Raw genomic sequence first — 19,309 nt, 5'->3', positions numbered from 1 at the left:
AAAATCAACGGAGATTAGCATGAAGCCGTCCATCATTTTGTATAAAGCCCTGCCTGATGCCCTGCAGCAGCGCCTTGAAGAGCATTTCACCGTTACCCGGGTTAACAACCTGAGCCCGGAGACGGTACAGCAGCATGCTGAGGCGTTCGCGGGTGCCGTCGGGCTGCTGGGCTCCAGCGAAAAGGTGGATGCCGCGCTGCTGGAAAAAATGCCTGCGCTGCGTGCAACCTCGACCATCTCAGTAGGCTATGACAACTTTGACGTCGATGCGCTGAATGCCCGCAACATCCTGCTGATGCACACGCCAACCGTACTCACCGAAACCGTGGCGGATACGCTGATGGCGCTGGTGCTCAGCAGCGCGCGTCGCGTGGTGGAAGTGGCCGAGCGCGTTAAAGCCGGCGAGTGGACCAAAAGCATCGGTCCGGACTGGTTTGGTGTCGATGTGCATGGCAAAACGCTGGGCATTGTCGGGATGGGCCGCATCGGCATGGCGCTGGCCCAGCGCGCCCACTTCGGTTTCAACATGCCGATTTTGTATAACGCGCGCCGCCAGCATAAAGAGGCTGAAGAACGCTTTAACGCCCGCCCCTGTGACCTGGATACCCTGTTGCAGGAAGCGGACTTTGTCTGCCTGATCCTGCCGCTGACCGATGAAACTCACCATATGTTCGGCAAAGCGCAGTTTGAGAAGATGAAGAAATCCGCCATCTTTATTAATGCAGGACGCGGACCGGTGGTGGATGAACAGGCGCTGATTGCAGCGTTGAAAAACGGTGAGATCCACGCCGCGGGGCTGGACGTATTTGAGCAGGAGCCGCTACCGGTCAGCTCGGAACTGCTGACAATGCCAAACGTGGTCGCGCTGCCGCATATTGGCTCCGCCACCCACGAAACGCGCTATAACATGGCGGCCTGTGCGGTGGAAAACCTGATCGACGCCCTGCAGGGCAAGGTGGATAAAAACTGCGTCAATCCACAAGTTAAGCCTTAAACGAAAAAAACCCGCCAGAGGCGGGTTTTTAAATTCTTGCGCTGAGTTGGAAGCTTACAGGCTTACAACGTTACCAGCTGCTGGGCCTTTAGCGCCGCTTTCGATGGTGAAGGAAACTTTCTGACCTTCGTCCAGAGATTTGTAGCCATCGTTCTGGATAGCAGAGAAGTGTACGAACACGTCTTTAGAGCCATCGTCAGGAGTGATGAAGCCGAAACCTTTATCAGCGTTGAACCATTTTACCAGACCAGTCATTTTACCAGACATAGATATTACCTTTTAAAAATTTGTTTTGCCTTCCGGCGCGATGATGGAATGTGTTACAGATTTTTAAGCGATGAAGGAAGGGTCACTACGAAGGGTATCTAAGATAACGCATCTGGACTGCTTAACTAAACTGCTCTAGGTCTGTGTAACAAACCGACGAGGTGTATTAAGACATAGTTCGCGGATCAAAGACAAGCTTTATTTTCAGAGAAGATAAAAAACCCCGCTTTGCAGCGGGGTTTTTTATTCTGGAATGCGCCCGGCGGCGCTTCGCTTGCACGGGCCTACAGATTTGTAGGCCAGCTAAACGCAGCATGGCCTGGCAAAATGCGAGTACGTTTTCAGACGTTATTCCGTTGCGGCCATCGCCGCGCTCCACGCCTGGCTGAACGCCTGATGCTGCGCGGCCAGCGGCCCAATCAGCGCATTGTACTGGCTGGCCTGCTGCGAGGTCGGGAACTGAATGCCGTTGGAGACAAAGCTCACCTGGGTGCCCTGCTGGGAAATATAATCTGCTACCTGCACCAGCTGCTGTGTAAAGATCTGGGCTGCTGGAATAAGCGGCTGCAGAGCTTCGGCAGGTTTGGTCACCACTTTTTCATACACTTTGTCGAACACAGGCTTGAGATCTTCGCCCTGCTTCAGCGCAGAGCGCGCGCCATCGGCCTGCATTTTGGCGTTCTGCAGCTGCTGGCCCAGCACACCCAGTGCGCCGTTTGACTGGCTCAGCGGTTCGCGCTGGGTCACGTAATCCTGCGGTACGCGAATTGCATTCACGCTATCCACCACCGGACGCAGTCCGGCGTCCATCGCCTGGTTCACCTGCTGTGAATAACCATACAAAATGGCATAGTCAGAAACGAAGGGACCAAACTGTTTTTTCTGATCCGCAGTCAGCGTTGGCAAACGCTCGCCACTACGCATCGCAGTATTTTGCAGGAAGTCGATAAACGCTTTGCGCTGATCCCCTTCCTTATCGAAACACCCACTCAGGCTAACTATCATTAACAACGCCGCAAGCGGCGCAAACCAGCGAGAGCAGGGCTTTCCTGTCGCCATTGTTATTACTCCTTTCACCCAAAAAAGCGCACACCGGCACACGCGTGCCCAACGGTGACAGAATAGTCCAGGTCAGGCCCGCAAGATACCCTTTTCATGTAAAACGACTATTGCCATATAAATTCTTACCATTTACAAAAAAATACCTGATGCTATGGCGCTACAGAATAATCAAGTCATTAGCATACTCAGTCGGTTCGCAAAGCGAGCCAGCGAAACGTATCTCTAACAATTAATCACGCACGTTACGATCTGTTCTCAGTTTTAGCGACTATTCTTAAATTGCTCTCTAATGTTCACGATCCCGCAGTGTGATTTATGAGGAGTTCTCAATGGAATTAAAAGATCCTATGTTTGATCTGCTAAGCAGTCTGGAACAGATTGTTTTTAAGGATGCACCGCAGACGGTTACCCGTTCGCAAAAGTCCAACCCCTTTACGGAATTTGAGCGCTTACGCAAAGGGACAGGGATGAAAACCGATGATTTCGCACGAGCAATGGGTGTCAGCGTAGCGATGGTTCAAGAGTGGGAATCAAAAAGAGTGAAGCCCTCCATGACCGAGCTGAAGCTGATGAGCCTGATTCAGGCTAACCCGGCACTCCGCAAGCAGTTGACTGAATAGTTATATTTTAGCCCCCGCATTTGCGGGGGTTTCTGTTTCTATCACCGCCTTTTACCACGCCACTCTCCGTTCAGCCACGCCAGTTCATGGGTCAGCTTCAGCCCATCCAGAAAAACGTCGTCATGCGATACCACCAGCAGTGCGCCTGTAAAGCCTGCCAGCGCCGCCTCGATAGCACGTGTCGAGGCCAGATCCAGATGGTTAGTCGGTTCATCGAGCAGCAAGAGCTGCGTCGCCTCTTCCCGCCACAGCACGCAGGCCAGCGCTGCTTTTAAGCGTTCGCCGCCGCTGAGCGCTGAAAGCGGGAGCGTCACCCGATCGGCGCCCAGCTGCAGCTGGGCCAGACGGCTGCGGAGTATCCCCTCCTCCAGCGGCGTGTTATGCAAATTGAGGTGGGAGATAACAGATTGCGTCAGATCCAGCTGCGATAAGTGCTGGTCGAGATATGCCACCGTGACCGACGTCCGGCAATGTCCCGAAACTGGCTGGCACTGGCCGAGGATGGCTTTCAGCAAGGTGGATTTCCCGCAGCCATTCGGCCCCCGCAACGCCACCCGCATCGGCCCATCCATGCGCCAGTTAAGCGGCGTCATCGTGATGTGCGGCAGCACCAGATCCTCCAGCACTAGCACCTGTTTCCCCTCCGCAATCTGGCTGCCTGGCAGGGTAAACATCACCGGATTTTCCTCTTCCACCCGCTCCCGCGCCTGAGTGACCGCCGCGTTCATCGCATCCTGTTGCTCATGATGCTGTTTGCGCCACGCGCCCGGACGCTCCTTTGCTGCCCCTTTATACTTAACGCGCTCAAACGAGGCGATATTAAGACTATCCACCGTGCGCAGGGTTTTCGCCGACCGGCGCAGGCTGTCATCATGCTCCTTTTGTAGACGGGCGCGGGTGCGTTTGCGCTCGGTGGTTGCATGCTCCAGTGCCGCGCGGGCGGCCTGCTGCTCCGCATTCCGCTGGCGCTGATAGTCCGCGTAATTGCCACCGTAGCTGTGTAACCCCGACGCGCTGAGTTCCAGTATGCGCGGCACCTGTGCCAGCAGCTCACGATCGTGTGAAGCGACCAGCACGCAACCGGCATGCCGGGCAAGTTGCTCGTAAAACCACGCCCGCCCCTGCCTGTCGAGGTGGTTGGTGGGTTCGTCCAGTAGCAGAGAGTCCGCATTCGCCGTAAACGCGCCGCACAGCAGAGCGCGAACCCGCTCGCCGCCGCTCAGTTCAGCGGCCAGCCTGTCGGGATCAAACGGCGCAAGCCCGGCGCCGATAAACGCCTCGCTCAGTCGTTCCGTTAAATCCCAGTAACCGTCGAGACGCTCCAGATCCTCAGGCAGATAATCACCACTGTCGATACGCCTGCGGGCCGCGAAAAGGCCTTCATAGCCAAGCAGCTGAGCCAGCGTGGTGTGGGGGGAAATATCGTGCTGTTGCGCCACATAGCGGTGCGTGCCGAAACGTTCGATATGGCCGCTGGCAGGCACGTCCAGCCCGGCCAGCAGGCGCAGAAGACGGGTCTTGCCGCTGCCGTTACGGCCAACCAGCGCGCACAGGGATGGCTCCAGCGAGAGATTCAGCGGGCCAAAAAGGGTATCGCCTGTCGGAAACTGGCAGGTGACCTGATGCAAAATAAAAGAAGGGGATTGCGCAAAATGAGCCATAAGCACTCCTGAATGAAATCAAAACATCCCCTGCCGACGCGGTGGCGTTTAGCAAGGATCGAAATTCATCAGTCGTGTTTGTTCATTTTTGGGGGGCGCTCCAGAGGGAAAAAAGTAACCGGGGACAGGATAGCGGGTTTTTGTTCAGGGTTTCAAGGTTAAATTTTCAACGGCACGCCATAAAAAAACCCGCCGAAGCGGGTTTTTTTAGCAAGCGTAGCGCCGCCGGGCAAAAGCCCTTACTGCAGCAGCGAGATATCCGCCACGCGCAGGAATAGCTCGCGCAGTTTTTCGAGCATAGAGAGACGGTTAATACGCAGATCTTTATCCTCTACGTTGACCATCACTTTCTCGAAGAAGGCGTCGATAACATCACGCAGTTCGGCCAGTTCCACCAGCGCTTCCTGGTAGCGACCTTCTGCGAAGACTGGCTCCAGCTTGTCGCGCAGCACCACAACCTGCATCGCCAGGGCGATCTCTTCCGGCTCTTTCAGCGTCGCGGCGTTCACACGCTCGTTCAGCTTTTCATCGGACTTCGCCAGGATGTTGGAGACACGCTTGTTGGCCGCCGCCAGGGCAGATGCCGCTTCCAGGCTACGGAAGTGGGAGACCGCCTTCATACGGGCATCGAAATCGGCCGGACGGGTCGGACGACGCGCCAGCACCGCCTGAATAGTGTCCACGCTATAGCCTTCGTCCTGATACCAGGCGCGGAAACGGCCCAGCATAAAGTCGATCACGTCATCCACTACGTTGGCGTTGGTCAGCTTGTCGCCGTACAGACGCACCGCTTCTTCCGTCAGGGTCTGCAGATCGAGGTTCAGGTTCTTCTCAACGATGATACGCAGCACGCCCAACGCAGCACGACGCAGCGCAAACGGGTCTTTATCCCCTTTCGGATGCTGCCCGATACCGAAGATACCCGCCAGGGTGTCCATCTTGTCGGCAATCGCCACGGCACAGGCTACCGGGTTGGACGGCAGATCGTCACCGGCAAAGCGCGGCTGATACTGCTCGTTCAGGGCCACGGCCACATCTTCCGCTTCGCCATCGTGACGCGCGTAGTGCATGCCCATCACGCCCTGGGTGTCAGTAAATTCAAACACCATGTTGGTCATCAGGTCGCACTTGGAGAGCAGACCGGCGCGGGTAGCGTGGTTAACGTCGGCACCGATTTCACGGGCGATCCAGCCGGCCAGCTCTGCGATACGGTCGGTCTTGTCGCGCAGGGTACCCAGCTGCTGCTGGAACAGCACGGTTTGCAGGCGTGGGAGGTGATCTTCCAGACGCTTTTTACGGTCGGTATTGAAGAAGAACTCCGCATCCGCCAGACGTGGACGAACCACTTTCTCGTTACCGGAGATGATCTGCACCGGATCTTTCGATTCGATGTTCGCCACGAAGATGAAGTTCGGCAGCAGCTTGCCGTCGTTGGCATAGACCGGGAAGTACTTCTGGTCACCTTTCATGGTGTGAACCAGCGCTTCCGCCGGAACCGCGAGGAACTTCTCTTCGAACTTCGCGGTCAGCACAACCGGCCATTCCACCAGAGAGGTCACTTCTTCCAGCAGGCTGTCGCTCAGATCGGCTTTACCGCCAATCTGGCGGGCCGCTTCTTCCGCATCGGCTTTAATTTTGGCTTTACGCTGTTCGTAGTCAGCAATGACTTTACCGCGTTCCAGCAGGATTTCCGGGTACTGATCGGCGTTGTCGATGGTGAACTCCGGCTCGCCCATAAAGCGGTGGCCGCGTATCACGCGATCGGACGCGACGCCCAGAATGGTGGCAGGAATAACGGTATCGCCCAGCAGCAGAGTCACGGTGTGAACCGGACGCACGAAGTGCACGTCACTTGCTCCCCAGCGCATCAGTTTTGGAATCGGCAGCTTCGCCAGCGAGGTGGCAATCATGTTCGGCAGCAGCGCTTCTGCGCTCTCGCCTTTCACATGGGCGCGATAGAGCAGCCATTCGCCTTTGTCGGTGGTCAGACGCTCGGCCTGGTCAACGGTAATCCCGCAACCACGCGCCCAGCCTTCTGCCGCTTTGCTTGGTTTACCTTCAGCGTCGAACGCCTGGGCAATCGCCGGGCCGCGCTTTTCAACTTCGCGATCGGGCTGAGACGCCGCCAGGTTAGCCACTTTCAGCGCCAGACGACGCGGGGCAGCAAACCACTCAATTTTACCGTGTGCCAGGCCAGCGTTATCCAGCTCGGCAGTCACGTTCGCAGCGAAAGATTCAGCCAGGCTGCGCAGGGCTTTTGGTGGCAGCTCTTCGGTGCCGATTTCCACCAGGAAAGTTTTCTCAGACATGGCCGCCTCTTATTTGTTTCGGTTGCACATCGGGAAGCCAAGGGCTTCACGGGACGCATAGTAAGCTTCTGCAACGGCTTTGGTCAGGGTACGAATGCGCAGAATGTAGCGCTGACGTTCAGTCACGGAGATCGCTTTACGGGCGTCCAGCAGGTTGAAGCTGTGGGCGGCCTTCAGAATACGCTCGTAGGCAGGCAGCGGCAGCGGAGTCTCCAGCGCCAGCAGCTGCTGGGCTTCTTTCTCATACTGCTCGAAGCAGGTGAACAGGAAGTCCACGTCCGCGTATTCAAAGTTATAGGTGGATTGTTCCACTTCGTTCTGATGGAACACGTCGCCGTAGGTGGTTTTACCCAGCGGGCCGTCGCTCCAGACCAGGTCGTAAACGCTGTCTACGCCCTGAATATACATGGCCAGACGTTCCAGACCGTAGGTGATTTCACCCGTAATCGGTTTACATTCCAGACCGCCAACCTGCTGGAAGTAGGTGAACTGCGTCACTTCCATTCCGTTCAGCCACACTTCCCAACCCAGACCCCAGGCACCCAGCGTCGGGTTTTCCCAGTTATCTTCCACGAAACGAATGTCATGAATGGTCGGATCCATACCCAGCTCTTTCAGCGACCCGAGATACAGTTCCTGAATGTTGTCTGGCGATGGCTTAATCACCACCTGGAACTGATAGTAATGCTGTAAACGGTTCGGGTTTTCACCGTAGCGACCATCGGTCGGACGGCGGGATGGCTGTACATAGGCGGTAGCCATCGGCTCTGGCCCCAGTGCACGCAGGCTGGTCATCGGGTGTGAAGTGCCGGCGCCCACTTCCATGTCCAAAGGTTGAACAATGGTGCAGCCCTGGCGAGCCCAGTAATCCTGTAAGGTCAGGATCAGGCCCTGGAAGGTCTTAGTATCAAACTTTTGCATAGTATTTCGTGCTGGATACGTGTGGTTTTAAATGGAAGGGTTCAGTATACCCGCTGAGTGCAAGATATACAGTACGAAACGGGGTTGTTTAGGGAAAATTGGGAAATAAGCATAGCTGACAGCGCCCTGCAGACGCAGCCACCACATTAAGCGGCTATCTCAACGCATCGAAAGGTGTAAAAAATGGCCATCTGCGTCAAAAGAACAGATGAAACTCTCATTGCGGGCAGTGAAGCCCTGCATCTCATAGCTGCCCTGAAACTGCTCAAAGGCGGTGACGTCGATTTTTTGCGCGCCGGTATTGTAGCGCTGGGCCGCCCGATCCTTACACAGCTGTTCCATATCCAGGGAACGCTCCGGGCTGACTTTTTGGGTTTGCGCTTTTTGCGCCGGGGTGGTCTCCTGAGCCGCGCAGCTGGCCAGTAGCGCGGGTAGCAAAAGCCATATCGCACGCATCATCATTTATATTACCGCCCTCTGCTGTGGCTGTTATTTTTAAACTCTAAAGTTTATAGATTATGGCCCGGCATTCTGCGAATCTCACCGCCCCGGCACAAGCAGGACGATGCAAACTCAGAATTTTCCAACGAGCGTCTGTATCAATATCACAGTCAGACTCTTTTTAATGTGTAAACAGAGGGATGGATGCAGGAAAAAATTAACTGGATTGATAATTTGCGGGGAATCGCCTGTTTGATGGTGGTGATGATCCATACCACCACCTGGTATATCACCAACGCCCCCGCCGTCAGTCTTATAAACTGGGATATCGCCAACGTGCTCAACTCCGCCTCGCGGGTGAGCGTGCCGCTCTTTTTTATGATCTCCGGCTATCTCTTTTTTGGCGAACGCAGCGCGCAACCGCGCCACTTTTTACGCATCGGTCTGTGCCTGCTGTTTTACAGCACCGTGGCGTTCCTCTATATCGTGCTCTTTACCTCGATCAACAGCGAGCTGTCGCTGAAATACCTGCTGCAAAAGCCGGTCTTCTATCACCTGTGGTTTTTCTTTGCCATTATCGTGATTTATCTGCTCTCCCCGCTGGTGCAGGTGAAAAGCTCGAGCGGCAAAATGCTGCTGGCGCTGATGGTCGTGATTGGCATCGTGGCGAACCCCAATACGGTCTCGCAAAAAATGGGCGGGTTTGAATGGCTGCCCATCAATCTCTATATCAACGGCGACACCTTCTATTACGTGCTGTACGGCATGCTGGGCCGCGCCCTGGGTATGATGGATACCCGCAAACGCTGGCTGAATGCCCTGTGCGCCGCCCTGTTTATTGCCGCGGTGGCGATAATCTCCCGCGGTACGCTGCATGAACTGCAGTGGCGTGGCACCTTCGCCGATACCTGGTATCTCTACTGCGGCCCGATGGTCTTTATCTGCGCGGTTTCGTTATTTACCCTGGTGAAAAACACGCTCAATGCGCGCGCCCTGCCGCTGCTGGGGTTAATTTCACGGAACTCGCTTGGGATCTACGGTTTTCACGCGCTGGTGATCCACGCTCTGCGCACCCGTGGCGTGGAGTTAAAAAGCTGGCCGCTTCTGGATATCGTCTGGATCTTCTCCATAACGGTGGCGGTCAGCCTGTTGCTGTCGATGCTGCTACAGCGCATTGATACGCGCAGGTTTGTGAGCTGAGTGTGCGGCTTGTTTGCCCGGTGGCGCTGTATCAGGCGATCTCTTTCTCTTCTGCGATCGTATCAGACGAAGTCTGCGCCGCACTGTCCCGCACGTTTTTTTGCACGGCCACCGCACCAAATAAGCTTAAGAAGAACGCAAGACCATAAAAGCCCTTCTCGCTTAGCAACAGAGTGGCATTCCACAAACCCACCACTAAAAGCGCGACGGCGATAATGAATGCCGTAAGGCACGTCATATAGTAGAGCGACGTCGTCGGGATCCCTTCATATTTGTCACGAACGGTTTTCTGATAAGAGGCTGCAGAAAACAAGCCAAGGATAATGACCGCAAAGTAATACCCTTTCTCATTGAGCTGCATATTTGCATTCCATAAACCAACCAGATAACTAATGATCCCACCAAGAAGCGCAAGCCAGGATACGGCATTAAAAGCAGGGGAGCTATTTGTCACGTCTCTTTCCATTTTCACGTAAACCTCACCAGGGAACTGAACAAGGCATTATGGATGAAGTCTTGCGATCCACTGCAATGAAGGACACGGAGAAGTATGAATTCGGAAAAAAACCATACAAATAAATAATTATTTAGAATCAATTATTTAAAATATAGAGATGGATAGGCCGGGTTAGGCGAAGCCGCTACCCGGCGCTGTATCACGACATCAGTGGCAGAAGCTGCTGATAGATTTTGCGGAACACGTCGCGACGCCCGGCATAGCGGGCATGACGATCGGGGTCCGGGGTGTGCTGCTGTTCAAGCGCCAGCTGTGGCAACAGCGACGCCAGCGGCTTGCCCGGATTCATTGCAATTTGCGCCAGCCGCGCCGCACCCAGCGCAGGCCCGACATCCCCACCGGTACGGTAATCGAGCTGTTGCCCGCTGATATCCGCCAGCATCTGGCGCCAGTAAGGGCTACGCGCTCCCCCGCCAATCAGCGTAATGCTGGATGGTTGTAACCCGCACTCATGCACCACATCCATCCCATCGGCCAGCGCATAGCCCACCCCTTCCAGCACCGCACGCGCCAGCTCAGCCGGGCCGTGTTGATGGGTTAAGCCAAAGAACACCCCTTTCGCCTGGGGGTTGTTATGCGGCGTGCGCTCGCCGGACAGATAGGGCAGGAACCAGACGGTATCGGCGTTTTCATTTGCCTGCTGCGCGGCATCGAGCAGGGCCGGCACGCTCTCTAATCCGGTCAGTTTCGCCGCCCAGTCCAGGCAGGACGCCGCACTGAGCATCACCGACATCAGATGCCATTTGCCCGGCAGCGCATGGCAGAAACTGTGCACCGCGCTGTCAGGGTTACTGCGGTAGCCGTCGCTCACGGCGAAATAAACGCCGGAGGTGCCCAGCGACAGCATCGCCTGCCCGGCATCGGCCATGCCCACGCCAACCGCGCCGGCGGCGTTATCCCCGCCCCCCGCCACGACCGGAACGGCCGGCATATTCCACTGCTGCGCCACCGACGGCAGCAGCGTGCCCGTCTGCTCACAGCCTTCAAACAGCGCTGGCATATGGTCGCGGGTGAGATGGCAGGCGTCGAGCATCGTCTCGCTCCAGTCACGCTTTGCCACGTCGAGCCACATGGTGCCAGCGGCATCGGACATATCGCTGGCGTACTCTCCGGTCATGCGCAACCGCAGATAATCTTTCGGCAGCAGTACCTTCGCTACCTGGCTAAAAATTTCGGGTTCATGGCGCTGCACCCACAGCAGTTTCGGGGCGGTAAAGCCCGGCATCATCAGGTTGCCGGTGATCTCCCGCGAGGCCGGGACACGTTCTTCCAGCAGGGCGCACTCTTCACCGCAGCGGCCATCGTTCCATAAAATCGCCGGGCGCAAAACGCGGTTATCCTTATCCAGCAGCGTGGCGCCATGCATCTGTCCGGCAATGCCCAGCGCTTTTACCTCGCGCAGAGAGTGTTGCTCGCCAAGCGCTTTCAGGGCGCGATCCGTGGCCAGCCACCAGGCCTCAGGATCCTGTTCAGACCAGAGCGGGTGTGGCCGTGAAACGTGCAGTTTTTCTGTTTGCGTTGCCAGCACGTCGCCCTGTTCATTTAACAGAATGGCTTTCACACCCGATGTGCCAAGATCGATCCCGATATACATTGCGGTGACTCCTTTAACAGAAATGCCCGGACGCTTGCAGCGGTTCCGGGCCTGGGCTAACCGTAAGCCGGACAAGCGTCGCGCTGCCCGGCAATACCCGGTTACTTATCAAACAGATAATGATTCACCAGATTTTCCAGCAGTTCCTGATGACCGCTCTGGTGCTGCGGCGCAAGGTTATGCTGTTCAGCGTACTTCGCCAGTTCGGTCAGTGATAACTGGCCTTTCAAAATTTGCTGACCCAGCTCACTGTTCCAGCCGCCGTAGCGTTTCGCCACGCGCTTATCCAGCTCGCCATCTTCAATCATGCGGGCAGCCACTTTCAACGACAGCGCCATGGTATCCATCGCCCCGATATGACCATAGAAGAGATCGTATTTATCGGTGCTCTGACGGCGCACTTTGGCGTCAAAGTTCAGGCCGCCGGTGGTGAAGCCACCCGCTTTGATAATTTCGTACATCACCAGCGCGTTTTCTTCCACGCTGACCGGGAACTGGTCGGTATCCCAGCCGAGCTGCGGATCGCCGCGGTTGGCATCTACGGAGCCGAAAATGCCCAGCGCGATAGCGGAGGCGATCTCGTGATGGAACGAGTGACCCGCCAGCGTCGCGTGGTTGGCTTCGATATTCACCTTGATCTCTTTTTCCAGCCCGAACTGCTTCAGGAAGCCATACACCGTCGCCACGTCGTAGTCATACTGGTGCTTGGTCGGCTCCTGCGGTTTTGGCTCAATCAGCAGCGTACCCTGGAAGCCGATTTTGTGTTTATGCTCGACCACCATCTGCATGAAGCGGCCAATTTGCTCGCGCTCCTGACGTAAGTCAGTATTGAGCAGCGTTTCGTAGCCTTCACGTCCGCCCCACAGCACATAGTTTTCCCCGCCCAGCTTATGGGTGGCATTCATCGCCGTCACCACCTGCGTGGCCGCCCAGCTGAAGACTTCCGGGTCCGGGTTGGTGGCAGCGCCTGCGCCATAGCGTGGATGGGTAAAGCAGTTGGCGGTGCCCCACAGCAGCTTCACGCCGCTCTGCTGCTGTTTTTCGGCCAGCACATCGACCATCTGCGCAAAGTTATTCAGATACTCTTTCAGCGAAGCGCCTTCCGGTGAAACGTCCACATCGTGGAAGCAGTAATAAGGGACATTCAGCTTGTGGAAGAACTCAAAGGCGACATCCGCTTTGCGTTTTGCCAGCTCCAGCGCTTCACCTGGCTGCTGCCACGGACGATCGAATGAGCCCACGCCAAACATATCGGCACCGTTCCAGCAGAAGGTGTGCCAGTAGCAGGCAGCGAAACGCAGGTGATCTTCCATGCGCTTACCCAGCACCAGCTCGTCCGGGTTGTAATGACGAAACGCTAAAGGATTTGAGGATTTCGGACCTTCATAACGAACGCGATCGAGTTGATCGAAATAAGCTTGCATAGTGAGCTCCATAATCAGGGATACAGCAAAGAGTTGATACTGAAGTAATACTGAATAGGGATCGCAGGTTGCTCAATTACGTTATTTCACACTGCTATTGAGAGAATGCACAAACGTGCGCTGGCTCGCAAAATCAATTTGCAGACAAACAAATTTCACTGCACAAATTCCATAATCACGTGTAATTAAGAGCTTATGTAATTTAAAATTCGATCGCGGTCATAAATTCGAAAATAAACCAAATATCATAACGAGAAGATAAAAATCTGTAATTGCCAGCCTGCCATTCCCCGTTAAGAATTTGCTACGTCTCTTGCAATGATTGTTTCTTTTATCTCAGCAACCTAACCCTACAAAAGGCAATACAATTATGAAGATAAAGAACCTGTGCCTCACTCTTTGTGCATCGCTGCTGCTGGCGAGTACGGCGAGTCATGCAAAAGAAGTTAAAATCGGCATGGCGATAGATGACCTCCGTCTGGAGCGCTGGCAAAAAGATCGCGATATTTTTGTCAATAAGGCAGAAGCATTAGGCGCGAAAGTTTTCGTCCAGTCTGCCAATGGCAATGAAGAAACGCAAATGTCGCAAATCGAAAATATGATAAACCGCGGCGTCGATGTGCTGGTTATTATTCCTTATAACGGTCAGGTTTTAAGTAACGTGGTAAAAGAAGCCAAGCGCGAAGGGATTAAAGTGCTGGCCTACGACCGCATGATTAATAATGCGGACATTGATTATTATATTTCCTTCGACAATGAAAAGGTCGGCGAATTACAGGCGCAAAGCCTGGTCGCCAAAGTTCCACAGGGCAATTACTTCCTGATGGGCGGCTCCCCGGTGGACAACAATGCCAAACTCTTCCGCGCCGGACAGATGAAGGTGCTGAAGCCCTATATTGATGAAGGCAAAATCAAGATCGTTGGCGATCAGTGGGCGGACGGCTGGTTACCTGAAAACGCGTTAAAAATTATGGAAAACGCCCTCACCGCCAATAATAACAAAATCGATGCCGTGGTGGCCTCTAACGATGCGACCGCAGGCGGCGCTATTCAGGCACTCAGCGCCCAGGGGCTGGCCGGAAAAGTGGCGATCTCCGGACAGGATGCGGACCTCGCCGGGGTGAAACGTATTGTGGCAGGTACCCAGACCATGACGGTGTATAAGCCGATCACCGAGCTTGCCACTACCGCCGCAGAAATTGCCGTTGAGCTTGGCAATGGCCAACAGCCTAAAGCGGACGCCAGCTTAAACAACGGCCTGAAAGATGTGCCTTCCCGACTGCTTACCCCTATCGAAGTCAATAAAGAGAACATTGACGCTACCGTTGTGAAAGACGGTTTCCATAAAAAGAGCGAACTGTAATCCATCATCGCCCCCGGCTTGCGGGGGCACATCGACTTGTACTGTTTTCCTTCGGGTCATGTGGAGCAGTTATGTCTTATTTACTTGAAATGAAAAGTATCACCAAAGCGTTTGGCGCGGTGAAGGCCGTCGACAACGTCAGCCTGCGCTTAAACCCCGGCGAGATCATGTCGTTATGCGGCGAAAATGGCTCGGGCAAATCCACCTTAATGAAGGTTTTGTGTGGCATCTATCCTCACGGCAGCTACGAGGGTGAAATTGTCTTTTCCGGCGAAACGCTGCAGGCCACGCATATCCGCGACACCGAGCGCAAAGGGATCGCCATCATTCACCAGGAGCTGGCGCTGGTGAAGCATCTGACCGTGCTGGAAAATATCTTCCTCGGTGCCGAGGTAACCCGCCACGGCGTCCTGGATTACGACACCATGACCTTGCGCTGCGAGAAGCTGCTGGCGCAGGTCAGTCTGACGATCTCCCCCGACACCCGGGTGGGCGATTTAGGTCTGGGACAGCAGCAACTCGTGGAGATCGCCAAGGCCCTGAACAAACAGGTGCGTCTGCTGATCCTCGATGAACCAACAGCATCGCTGACGGAACAGGAAACCGCGGTATTGCTGGACATCATTCGTGACCTGCAAAACCACGGGATTGCCTGCATTTATATCTCCCACAAGCTCAACGAAGTGAAAGCGATTTCGGACACGGTATGCGTAATTCGCGACGGGCAGCATATCGGCACCCGGGAAGCGCAGGGGATGAGCGAGGACGACATTATTACCATGATGGTGGGCCGTGAGCTGACCGCGCTCTACCCGAACGAACCCCACACCCTGGGGGAAGAGGTGCTGCGCGTGGAGCATCTTACCGCCTGGCATCCGGTGAATCGCCATATTAAACGGGTCAATGATGTCTCTTTCTCGCTGCATCGCGGTGAGATCCTGGGGGTGGCCGGGCTGGTTGGCGCCGGGCGCACCGAGGCTGTGCAGTGTCTGTTCGGCGTCTGGCCTGGCCGCTGGGAGGGCAGCATCTTTATTGATGGGCAGCAGGTAGAGATCAAAAACTGTCAGCAGGCCATCGCCCAGGGTATCGCGATGGTGCCGGAAGATCGCAAAAAAGATGGCATCGTACCGGTGATGGCGGTGGGCAAAAACATCACCCTTGCCGCATTAGATCAGTTCAGCGGCACGCTGAGCAGTCTGGATGATGCCGCGGAACAGCACTGCATTCTTCACTCTTTACAGCAGCTGAAAGTCAAAACTTCCTCCCCGGAGCTGGCGATTGGCCGCCTGAGCGGGGGCAATCAGCAGAAGGCGATCCTCGCCCGCTGCCTGTTGCTCAACCCGCGCATTCTGATCCTCGATGAACCGACCCGCGGGATTGATATCGGTGCGAAATACGAAATCTACAAGCTGATCAACCAGCTGGTCCAGCAGGGTATCGCCGTGATTGTGATCTCCTCGGAGCTTCCCGAAGTGCTGGGTCTGAGTGACCGGGTACTGGTGATGCACGAAGGAAAACTGAAAGCCAACCTGATAAACCAGAACCTGACGCAGGAACAGGTGATGGAAGCCGCACTAAGGAGCGAACGCCATGTCGAAAAGCAACCCCTCTGAGTTAAAAGTCACGGCACCCGCACCGGGTCTGTTTTCCGGGCTAAAAGCGCTCAATCTGCAGGTGTTTGTCATGATTGCCGCTATCGTGGCGATCATGCTGTTCTTCACCTGGATGACCGACGGCTCCTATCTCAGCGCGCGTAACGTCTCCAACCTGCTGCGCCAGACCGCCATTACCGGCATTCTGGCGGTGGGGATGGTGTTTGTGATTATCTCCGCGGAAATCGACCTCTCCGTGGGCTCAATGATGGGCCTGCTGGGGGGCGTGGCGGCGATTTTCGACGTCTGGCTGGGCTGGCCGCTGCCGCTCACCGTGGTCGTCACCTTGTTACTCGGTCTACTGCTCGGCACCTGGAACGGCTGGTGGGTGGCCTACCGCAAAGTACCGTCGTTTATCGTCACGCTGGCGGGAATGCTGGCCTTCCGCGGCATTCTGATTGGTATCACCAACGGCACCACCGTCTCCCCCACCAGCGCCTCCATGTCGCAGATTGGGCAGAGCTATCTCTCCGGCGGAGTCGGTTTTACCCTCGGCGCGATTGGCCTGATGGCGTTTGTCGCCTGGCAATGGCGCGGCAGAATGCGCCGGCAGGCGTTAGGGTTAGCCACAACGCCTTCCACCTCTGTCGTTGGGCGTCAGGCGCTGACGGCGGTGGTCGTGCTGGGGGCAATCTGGCTGCTGAACGACTATCGTGGCGTGCCAACGCCGGTGCTGATACTGGTTCTGTTATTACTGGCAGGCATGTTTATGGCGACCCGCACCGCCTTTGGCCGGCGTATTTATGCCATCGGCGGCAACCTTGAAGCCGCACGTCTGTCAGGTATTAATGTTGAACGCACCAAACTTGCCGTCTTTGCCATTAATGGCCTGATGGTTGCCGTAGCGGGCCTGATCTTAAGCTCGCGTCTGGGTGCGGGCTCGCCGTCTGCCGGGAATATTGCCGAACTCGATGCCATCGCCGCCTGTGTCATCGGCGGAACCAGTCTTGCCGGAGGTGTCGGTAGCGTCGCAGGGGCAGTTATGGGGGCATTTATTATGGCGTCGCTGGATAACGGAATGAGTATGATGGACGTCCCGACATTCTGGCAGTATATCGTCAAGGGTGCCATTTTGTTGCTGGCGGTATGGATGGATTCCGCTACCAAACGGCGCGCCTGAGGATGCCTTTTCATCTGTCACTGATACTGGAAAAATAGCGCCATGTTTGAGAAGCGTCACCGCATTACGTTGTTATTCAATGCCAACAAAGCTTATGACCGTCAGGTCGTCGAGGGCGTTGGGGAATATTTGCAGGCGTCGCAATCCGAGTGGGATATTTTCATCGAAGAAGATTTCCGCACGCGAATCGAAAATATCAAAGACTGGCTGGGCGACGGCGTCATCGCGGATTTTGACGACGCCGTTATCCAGCAACTGCTGGTCGATGTCGACGTCCCCATCGTCGGCGTCGGCGGCTCTTACCACCAGCCGGAACACTACCCTGCCGTTCACTATATCGCCACCGACAACCACGCCCTGGTAGAGAGCGCGTTTCTACATCTCAAAGAAAAAGGGGTTCACCGCTTCGCCTTTTATGGTTTGCCCACCTCCAGCGGAAAACGCTGGGCGGCGGAACGGGAATATGCTTTCTGTCAGCTGGTCGCAAAGGAGAAGTATCGCGGCGTGGTTTATCAGGGGCTGGAAACGGCCCCGGAAAACTGGCAGCACGCGCAGAACCGTCTCGCCGACTGGCTGCAAACCCTGCCGCCGCAGACCGGCATTATCGCCGTGACCGATGCCCGCGCCCGGCACGTGCTGCAGGTGTGCGAACATCTGCATATTCCGGTGCCGGAGAAGCTGTGCGTCATCGGGATCGATAATGAAGAGCTCACCCGCTACCTGTCACGCGTGGCGCTGTCGTCCGTGGCGCAGGGAACACGTCAGATGGGCTATCAGGCGGCCAAGCTGCTGCACCGGCTGCTGGATAACGAAAATCTTCCCCTGCAACGTCTGCTGGTGCCACCGGTTCGTGTGGTGGAGCGACGCTCAACGGATTACCGCTCGCTGAACGACCCTGCCGTCATTCAGGCCATGCACTACATTCGTAACCACGCCTGCAAAGGCATCAAAGTGGATCAGGTGCTGGATGCGGTAGGGATTTCGCGTTCAAATCTGGAGAAGCGCTTTAAAGAAGAGGTGGGCGAGACGATCCATGCGGTTATCCATGCAGAGAAACTGGAGAAAGCCCGCAGCCTGCTGATTTCGACCTCGCTCTCCATTAATGAGATTTCCCAGATGTGCGGTTATCCGTCGTTGCAGTATTTCTATTCGGTCTTTAAAAAAGAGTATGACACCACGCCGAAAGAGTATCGCGATCGCTACAGTGAAGTACTGATATAAATAAAAAAGGCCTTCCGGATGGAAGGCCTTTTTTTAAGATTACATATGAGCGGCAATTAAGCGCTGGTTATCCTGGTACATCGCAAACAGATAGTTGTTATAGCGTTGGCCCTGGGTTGAGTAACCTTTCAGCTTGTGGATCATCGTGCTCGCCGTCACTTCCTGATCTGCTTTACGCAGCTGCGCACGCGACTTACGGAAGGATTTATAGGCCGGATGCGTGTTCAGGTTAACAACATACGCATTCACGGAATCTTTTACCGATTCAAACTGCGAGTAACCTTTCACTTTGCCCGGCGCATTGTTACAACGACCTTTCGCACATTTCATGCCAAACAGGTTGTTATTGCTACGAGCCAGCTTAGAGGTACCCCAGCCACTTTCGGCTGCTGCCATCGTTGCGACCATGCTGCCTGGGATGATATCCACACGCTCAAGCAAGGTGTTCCACGGTACACGACGTGTGTTCCCGTTCCAGCTCACTTTATAGTTTTTGGCTATCTCTTTCAGGCGCGCACGCTCGGACGGCGACCAGCGGCTGTCGTACTGCTTGGAAATAAGCCAGTTACGATCCGCCGTAATCGCGGCATTTTGACTTGTAATGTAAGGCATTACCGTCCGGAGAAACGCTTTTTTCCTTGGTGTTCCGGAAGGGTATTTTCGCAAATCAGGAAGTGAACTACTCTTTGCACTATTGCGAGAATACTCTTGTTTACTGCTAACCTTACTACTTGCTGTCGTCTTTATGACGTGGGCTTTCTTACTCGTTGTATCCGTGTGCGTCTTTGCAAGCACCCCACCAGAAAATGCCGTGGTGAGTAACATGAGTATCGCAGCCCCATATCGTCGAATGGGAGTCGATATCATTAGGTCTCCTGGTCGGATAGAAACATTCCAACACCTTATTTTTTTCGAAAATTGAGAGGCGAATCTCAAATCCTAG

General features: G+C 55.2%; 17 protein-coding genes. 7 read left to right on the top strand and 10 right to left on the bottom strand.

The window, feature by feature from the left end; translation table 11 throughout:
- The first annotated feature begins 19 nt into the window (after nt 1-19).
- On the top strand, nt 20-994 hold the full coding sequence (ghrB, locus tag B3X29_RS21020) for a glyoxylate/hydroxypyruvate reductase GhrB (protein WP_159340392.1): 975 nt from the start codon (nt 20-22) through the stop codon (nt 992-994).
- Between the two features lie 54 nt (nt 995-1,048).
- Here ghrB and cspE read toward each other — a convergent pair whose 3' ends face one another.
- Complete coding sequence (gene cspE, locus B3X29_RS21015; protein WP_032615822.1) at nt 1,049-1,261, bottom strand: transcription antiterminator/RNA stability regulator CspE; 213 nt, start codon at nt 1,259-1,261, stop codon at nt 1,049-1,051.
- Nucleotides 1,262-1,609: 348 nt separating this feature from the next.
- The gene (locus B3X29_RS21010) at nt 1,610-2,320 is read right to left on the bottom strand and encodes a DUF3053 domain-containing protein (protein ID WP_103177778.1); all 711 of its coding nucleotides are present in this window, start codon (nt 2,318-2,320) and stop codon (nt 1,610-1,612) included.
- Nucleotides 2,321-2,652: 332 nt separating this feature from the next.
- On the opposite strand from B3X29_RS21010, the gene B3X29_RS21005 reads away from it, so the two are divergent.
- Nucleotides 2,653-2,943: an HTH-type transcriptional regulator gene (locus B3X29_RS21005; RefSeq protein WP_103177777.1), complete on the top strand. Its 291-nt coding sequence runs from the start codon at nt 2,653-2,655 to the stop codon at nt 2,941-2,943.
- Between the two features lie 41 nt (nt 2,944-2,984).
- Here the strand turns inward: B3X29_RS21005 and B3X29_RS21000 are convergent, their stop codons facing one another.
- From B3X29_RS21000 to B3X29_RS20985, 4 genes are all read right to left on the bottom strand, one after another.
- Nucleotides 2,985-4,604 (bottom strand): ABC-F family ATP-binding cassette domain-containing protein, encoded by a 1,620-nt coding sequence (locus B3X29_RS21000; RefSeq protein ID WP_159340393.1) that lies wholly within the window; start codon nt 4,602-4,604, stop codon nt 2,985-2,987.
- 239 nt (nt 4,605-4,843) lie between these two features.
- Entirely contained in the window at nt 4,844-6,913 is a 2,070-nt protein-coding gene (gene glyS / locus B3X29_RS20995) for a glycine--tRNA ligase subunit beta (protein WP_159340394.1), read from the bottom strand.
- A 9-nt stretch (nt 6,914-6,922) separates the two neighbouring features.
- Entirely contained in the window at nt 6,923-7,834 is a 912-nt protein-coding gene (gene glyQ, locus B3X29_RS20990; protein ID WP_003860141.1) for a glycine--tRNA ligase subunit alpha, read from the bottom strand.
- A 159-nt stretch (nt 7,835-7,993) separates the two neighbouring features.
- Nucleotides 7,994-8,296, bottom strand: coding sequence for a YsaB family lipoprotein (locus B3X29_RS20985; RefSeq protein ID WP_103177773.1), 303 nt, complete (start codon nt 8,294-8,296; stop codon nt 7,994-7,996).
- A gap of 183 nt (nt 8,297-8,479) precedes the next feature.
- On the opposite strand from B3X29_RS20985, the gene B3X29_RS20980 reads away from it, so the two are divergent.
- Nucleotides 8,480-9,475: an acyltransferase gene (locus B3X29_RS20980; protein ID WP_159340395.1), complete on the top strand. Its 996-nt coding sequence runs from the start codon at nt 8,480-8,482 to the stop codon at nt 9,473-9,475.
- Nucleotides 9,476-9,506: 31 nt separating this feature from the next.
- On the opposite strand, the gene yiaA is transcribed toward B3X29_RS20980, so the two are convergent.
- From yiaA to xylA, 3 genes are all read right to left on the bottom strand, one after another.
- Complete coding sequence (gene yiaA / locus B3X29_RS20975) at nt 9,507-9,929, bottom strand: inner membrane protein YiaA (RefSeq protein ID WP_409454956.1); 423 nt, start codon at nt 9,927-9,929, stop codon at nt 9,507-9,509.
- Nucleotides 9,930-10,131: 202 nt separating this feature from the next.
- Nucleotides 10,132-11,586, bottom strand: coding sequence for a xylulokinase (gene xylB, locus B3X29_RS20970; protein WP_159340397.1), 1,455 nt, complete (start codon nt 11,584-11,586; stop codon nt 10,132-10,134).
- A 101-nt stretch (nt 11,587-11,687) separates the two neighbouring features.
- Nucleotides 11,688-13,010 (bottom strand): xylose isomerase, encoded by a 1,323-nt coding sequence (gene xylA / locus B3X29_RS20965; protein WP_114316199.1) that lies wholly within the window; start codon nt 13,008-13,010, stop codon nt 11,688-11,690.
- Between the two features lie 370 nt (nt 13,011-13,380).
- Here xylA and xylF point away from each other — a divergent pair, with 370 nt between their 5' ends.
- From xylF to xylR, 4 genes are all read left to right on the top strand, one after another.
- A complete protein-coding gene (xylF, locus tag B3X29_RS20960; protein WP_103177768.1) occupies nt 13,381-14,373 on the top strand; it encodes a D-xylose ABC transporter substrate-binding protein in 993 nt (330 codons plus the stop codon).
- Between the two features lie 71 nt (nt 14,374-14,444).
- Nucleotides 14,445-15,986 (top strand): xylose ABC transporter ATP-binding protein, encoded by a 1,542-nt coding sequence (locus B3X29_RS20955; RefSeq protein ID WP_103177767.1) that lies wholly within the window; start codon nt 14,445-14,447, stop codon nt 15,984-15,986.
- Nucleotides 15,964-17,145, top strand: coding sequence for a xylose ABC transporter permease XylH (xylH, locus tag B3X29_RS20950; RefSeq protein ID WP_159340398.1), 1,182 nt, complete (start codon nt 15,964-15,966; stop codon nt 17,143-17,145). Before B3X29_RS20955 ends, xylH begins: the two co-directional genes overlap by 23 nt.
- Nucleotides 17,146-17,187: 42 nt before the next feature.
- Nucleotides 17,188-18,366 carry a D-xylose utilization transcriptional activator XylR gene (gene xylR, locus B3X29_RS20945; protein WP_103177765.1) on the top strand — a complete coding sequence of 393 codons (1,179 nt, stop codon included), beginning with the start codon at nt 17,188-17,190 and terminating at the stop codon, nt 18,364-18,366.
- 39 nt (nt 18,367-18,405) lie between these two features.
- On the opposite strand, the gene B3X29_RS20940 is transcribed toward xylR, so the two are convergent.
- Nucleotides 18,406-19,233: a protein bax gene (locus tag B3X29_RS20940; RefSeq protein ID WP_103177764.1), complete on the bottom strand. Its 828-nt coding sequence runs from the start codon at nt 19,231-19,233 to the stop codon at nt 18,406-18,408.
- Nucleotides 19,234-19,309 lie beyond the last annotated feature (76 nt).

The sequence above is a fragment of the Leclercia sp. UBA5076 genome (assembly GCF_002416465.1).
In the GTDB taxonomy this organism is placed as follows: Bacteria; Pseudomonadota; Gammaproteobacteria; order Enterobacterales; family Enterobacteriaceae; genus Enterobacter.
This window is presented reverse-complemented; position numbering and strand designations above follow the sequence as displayed.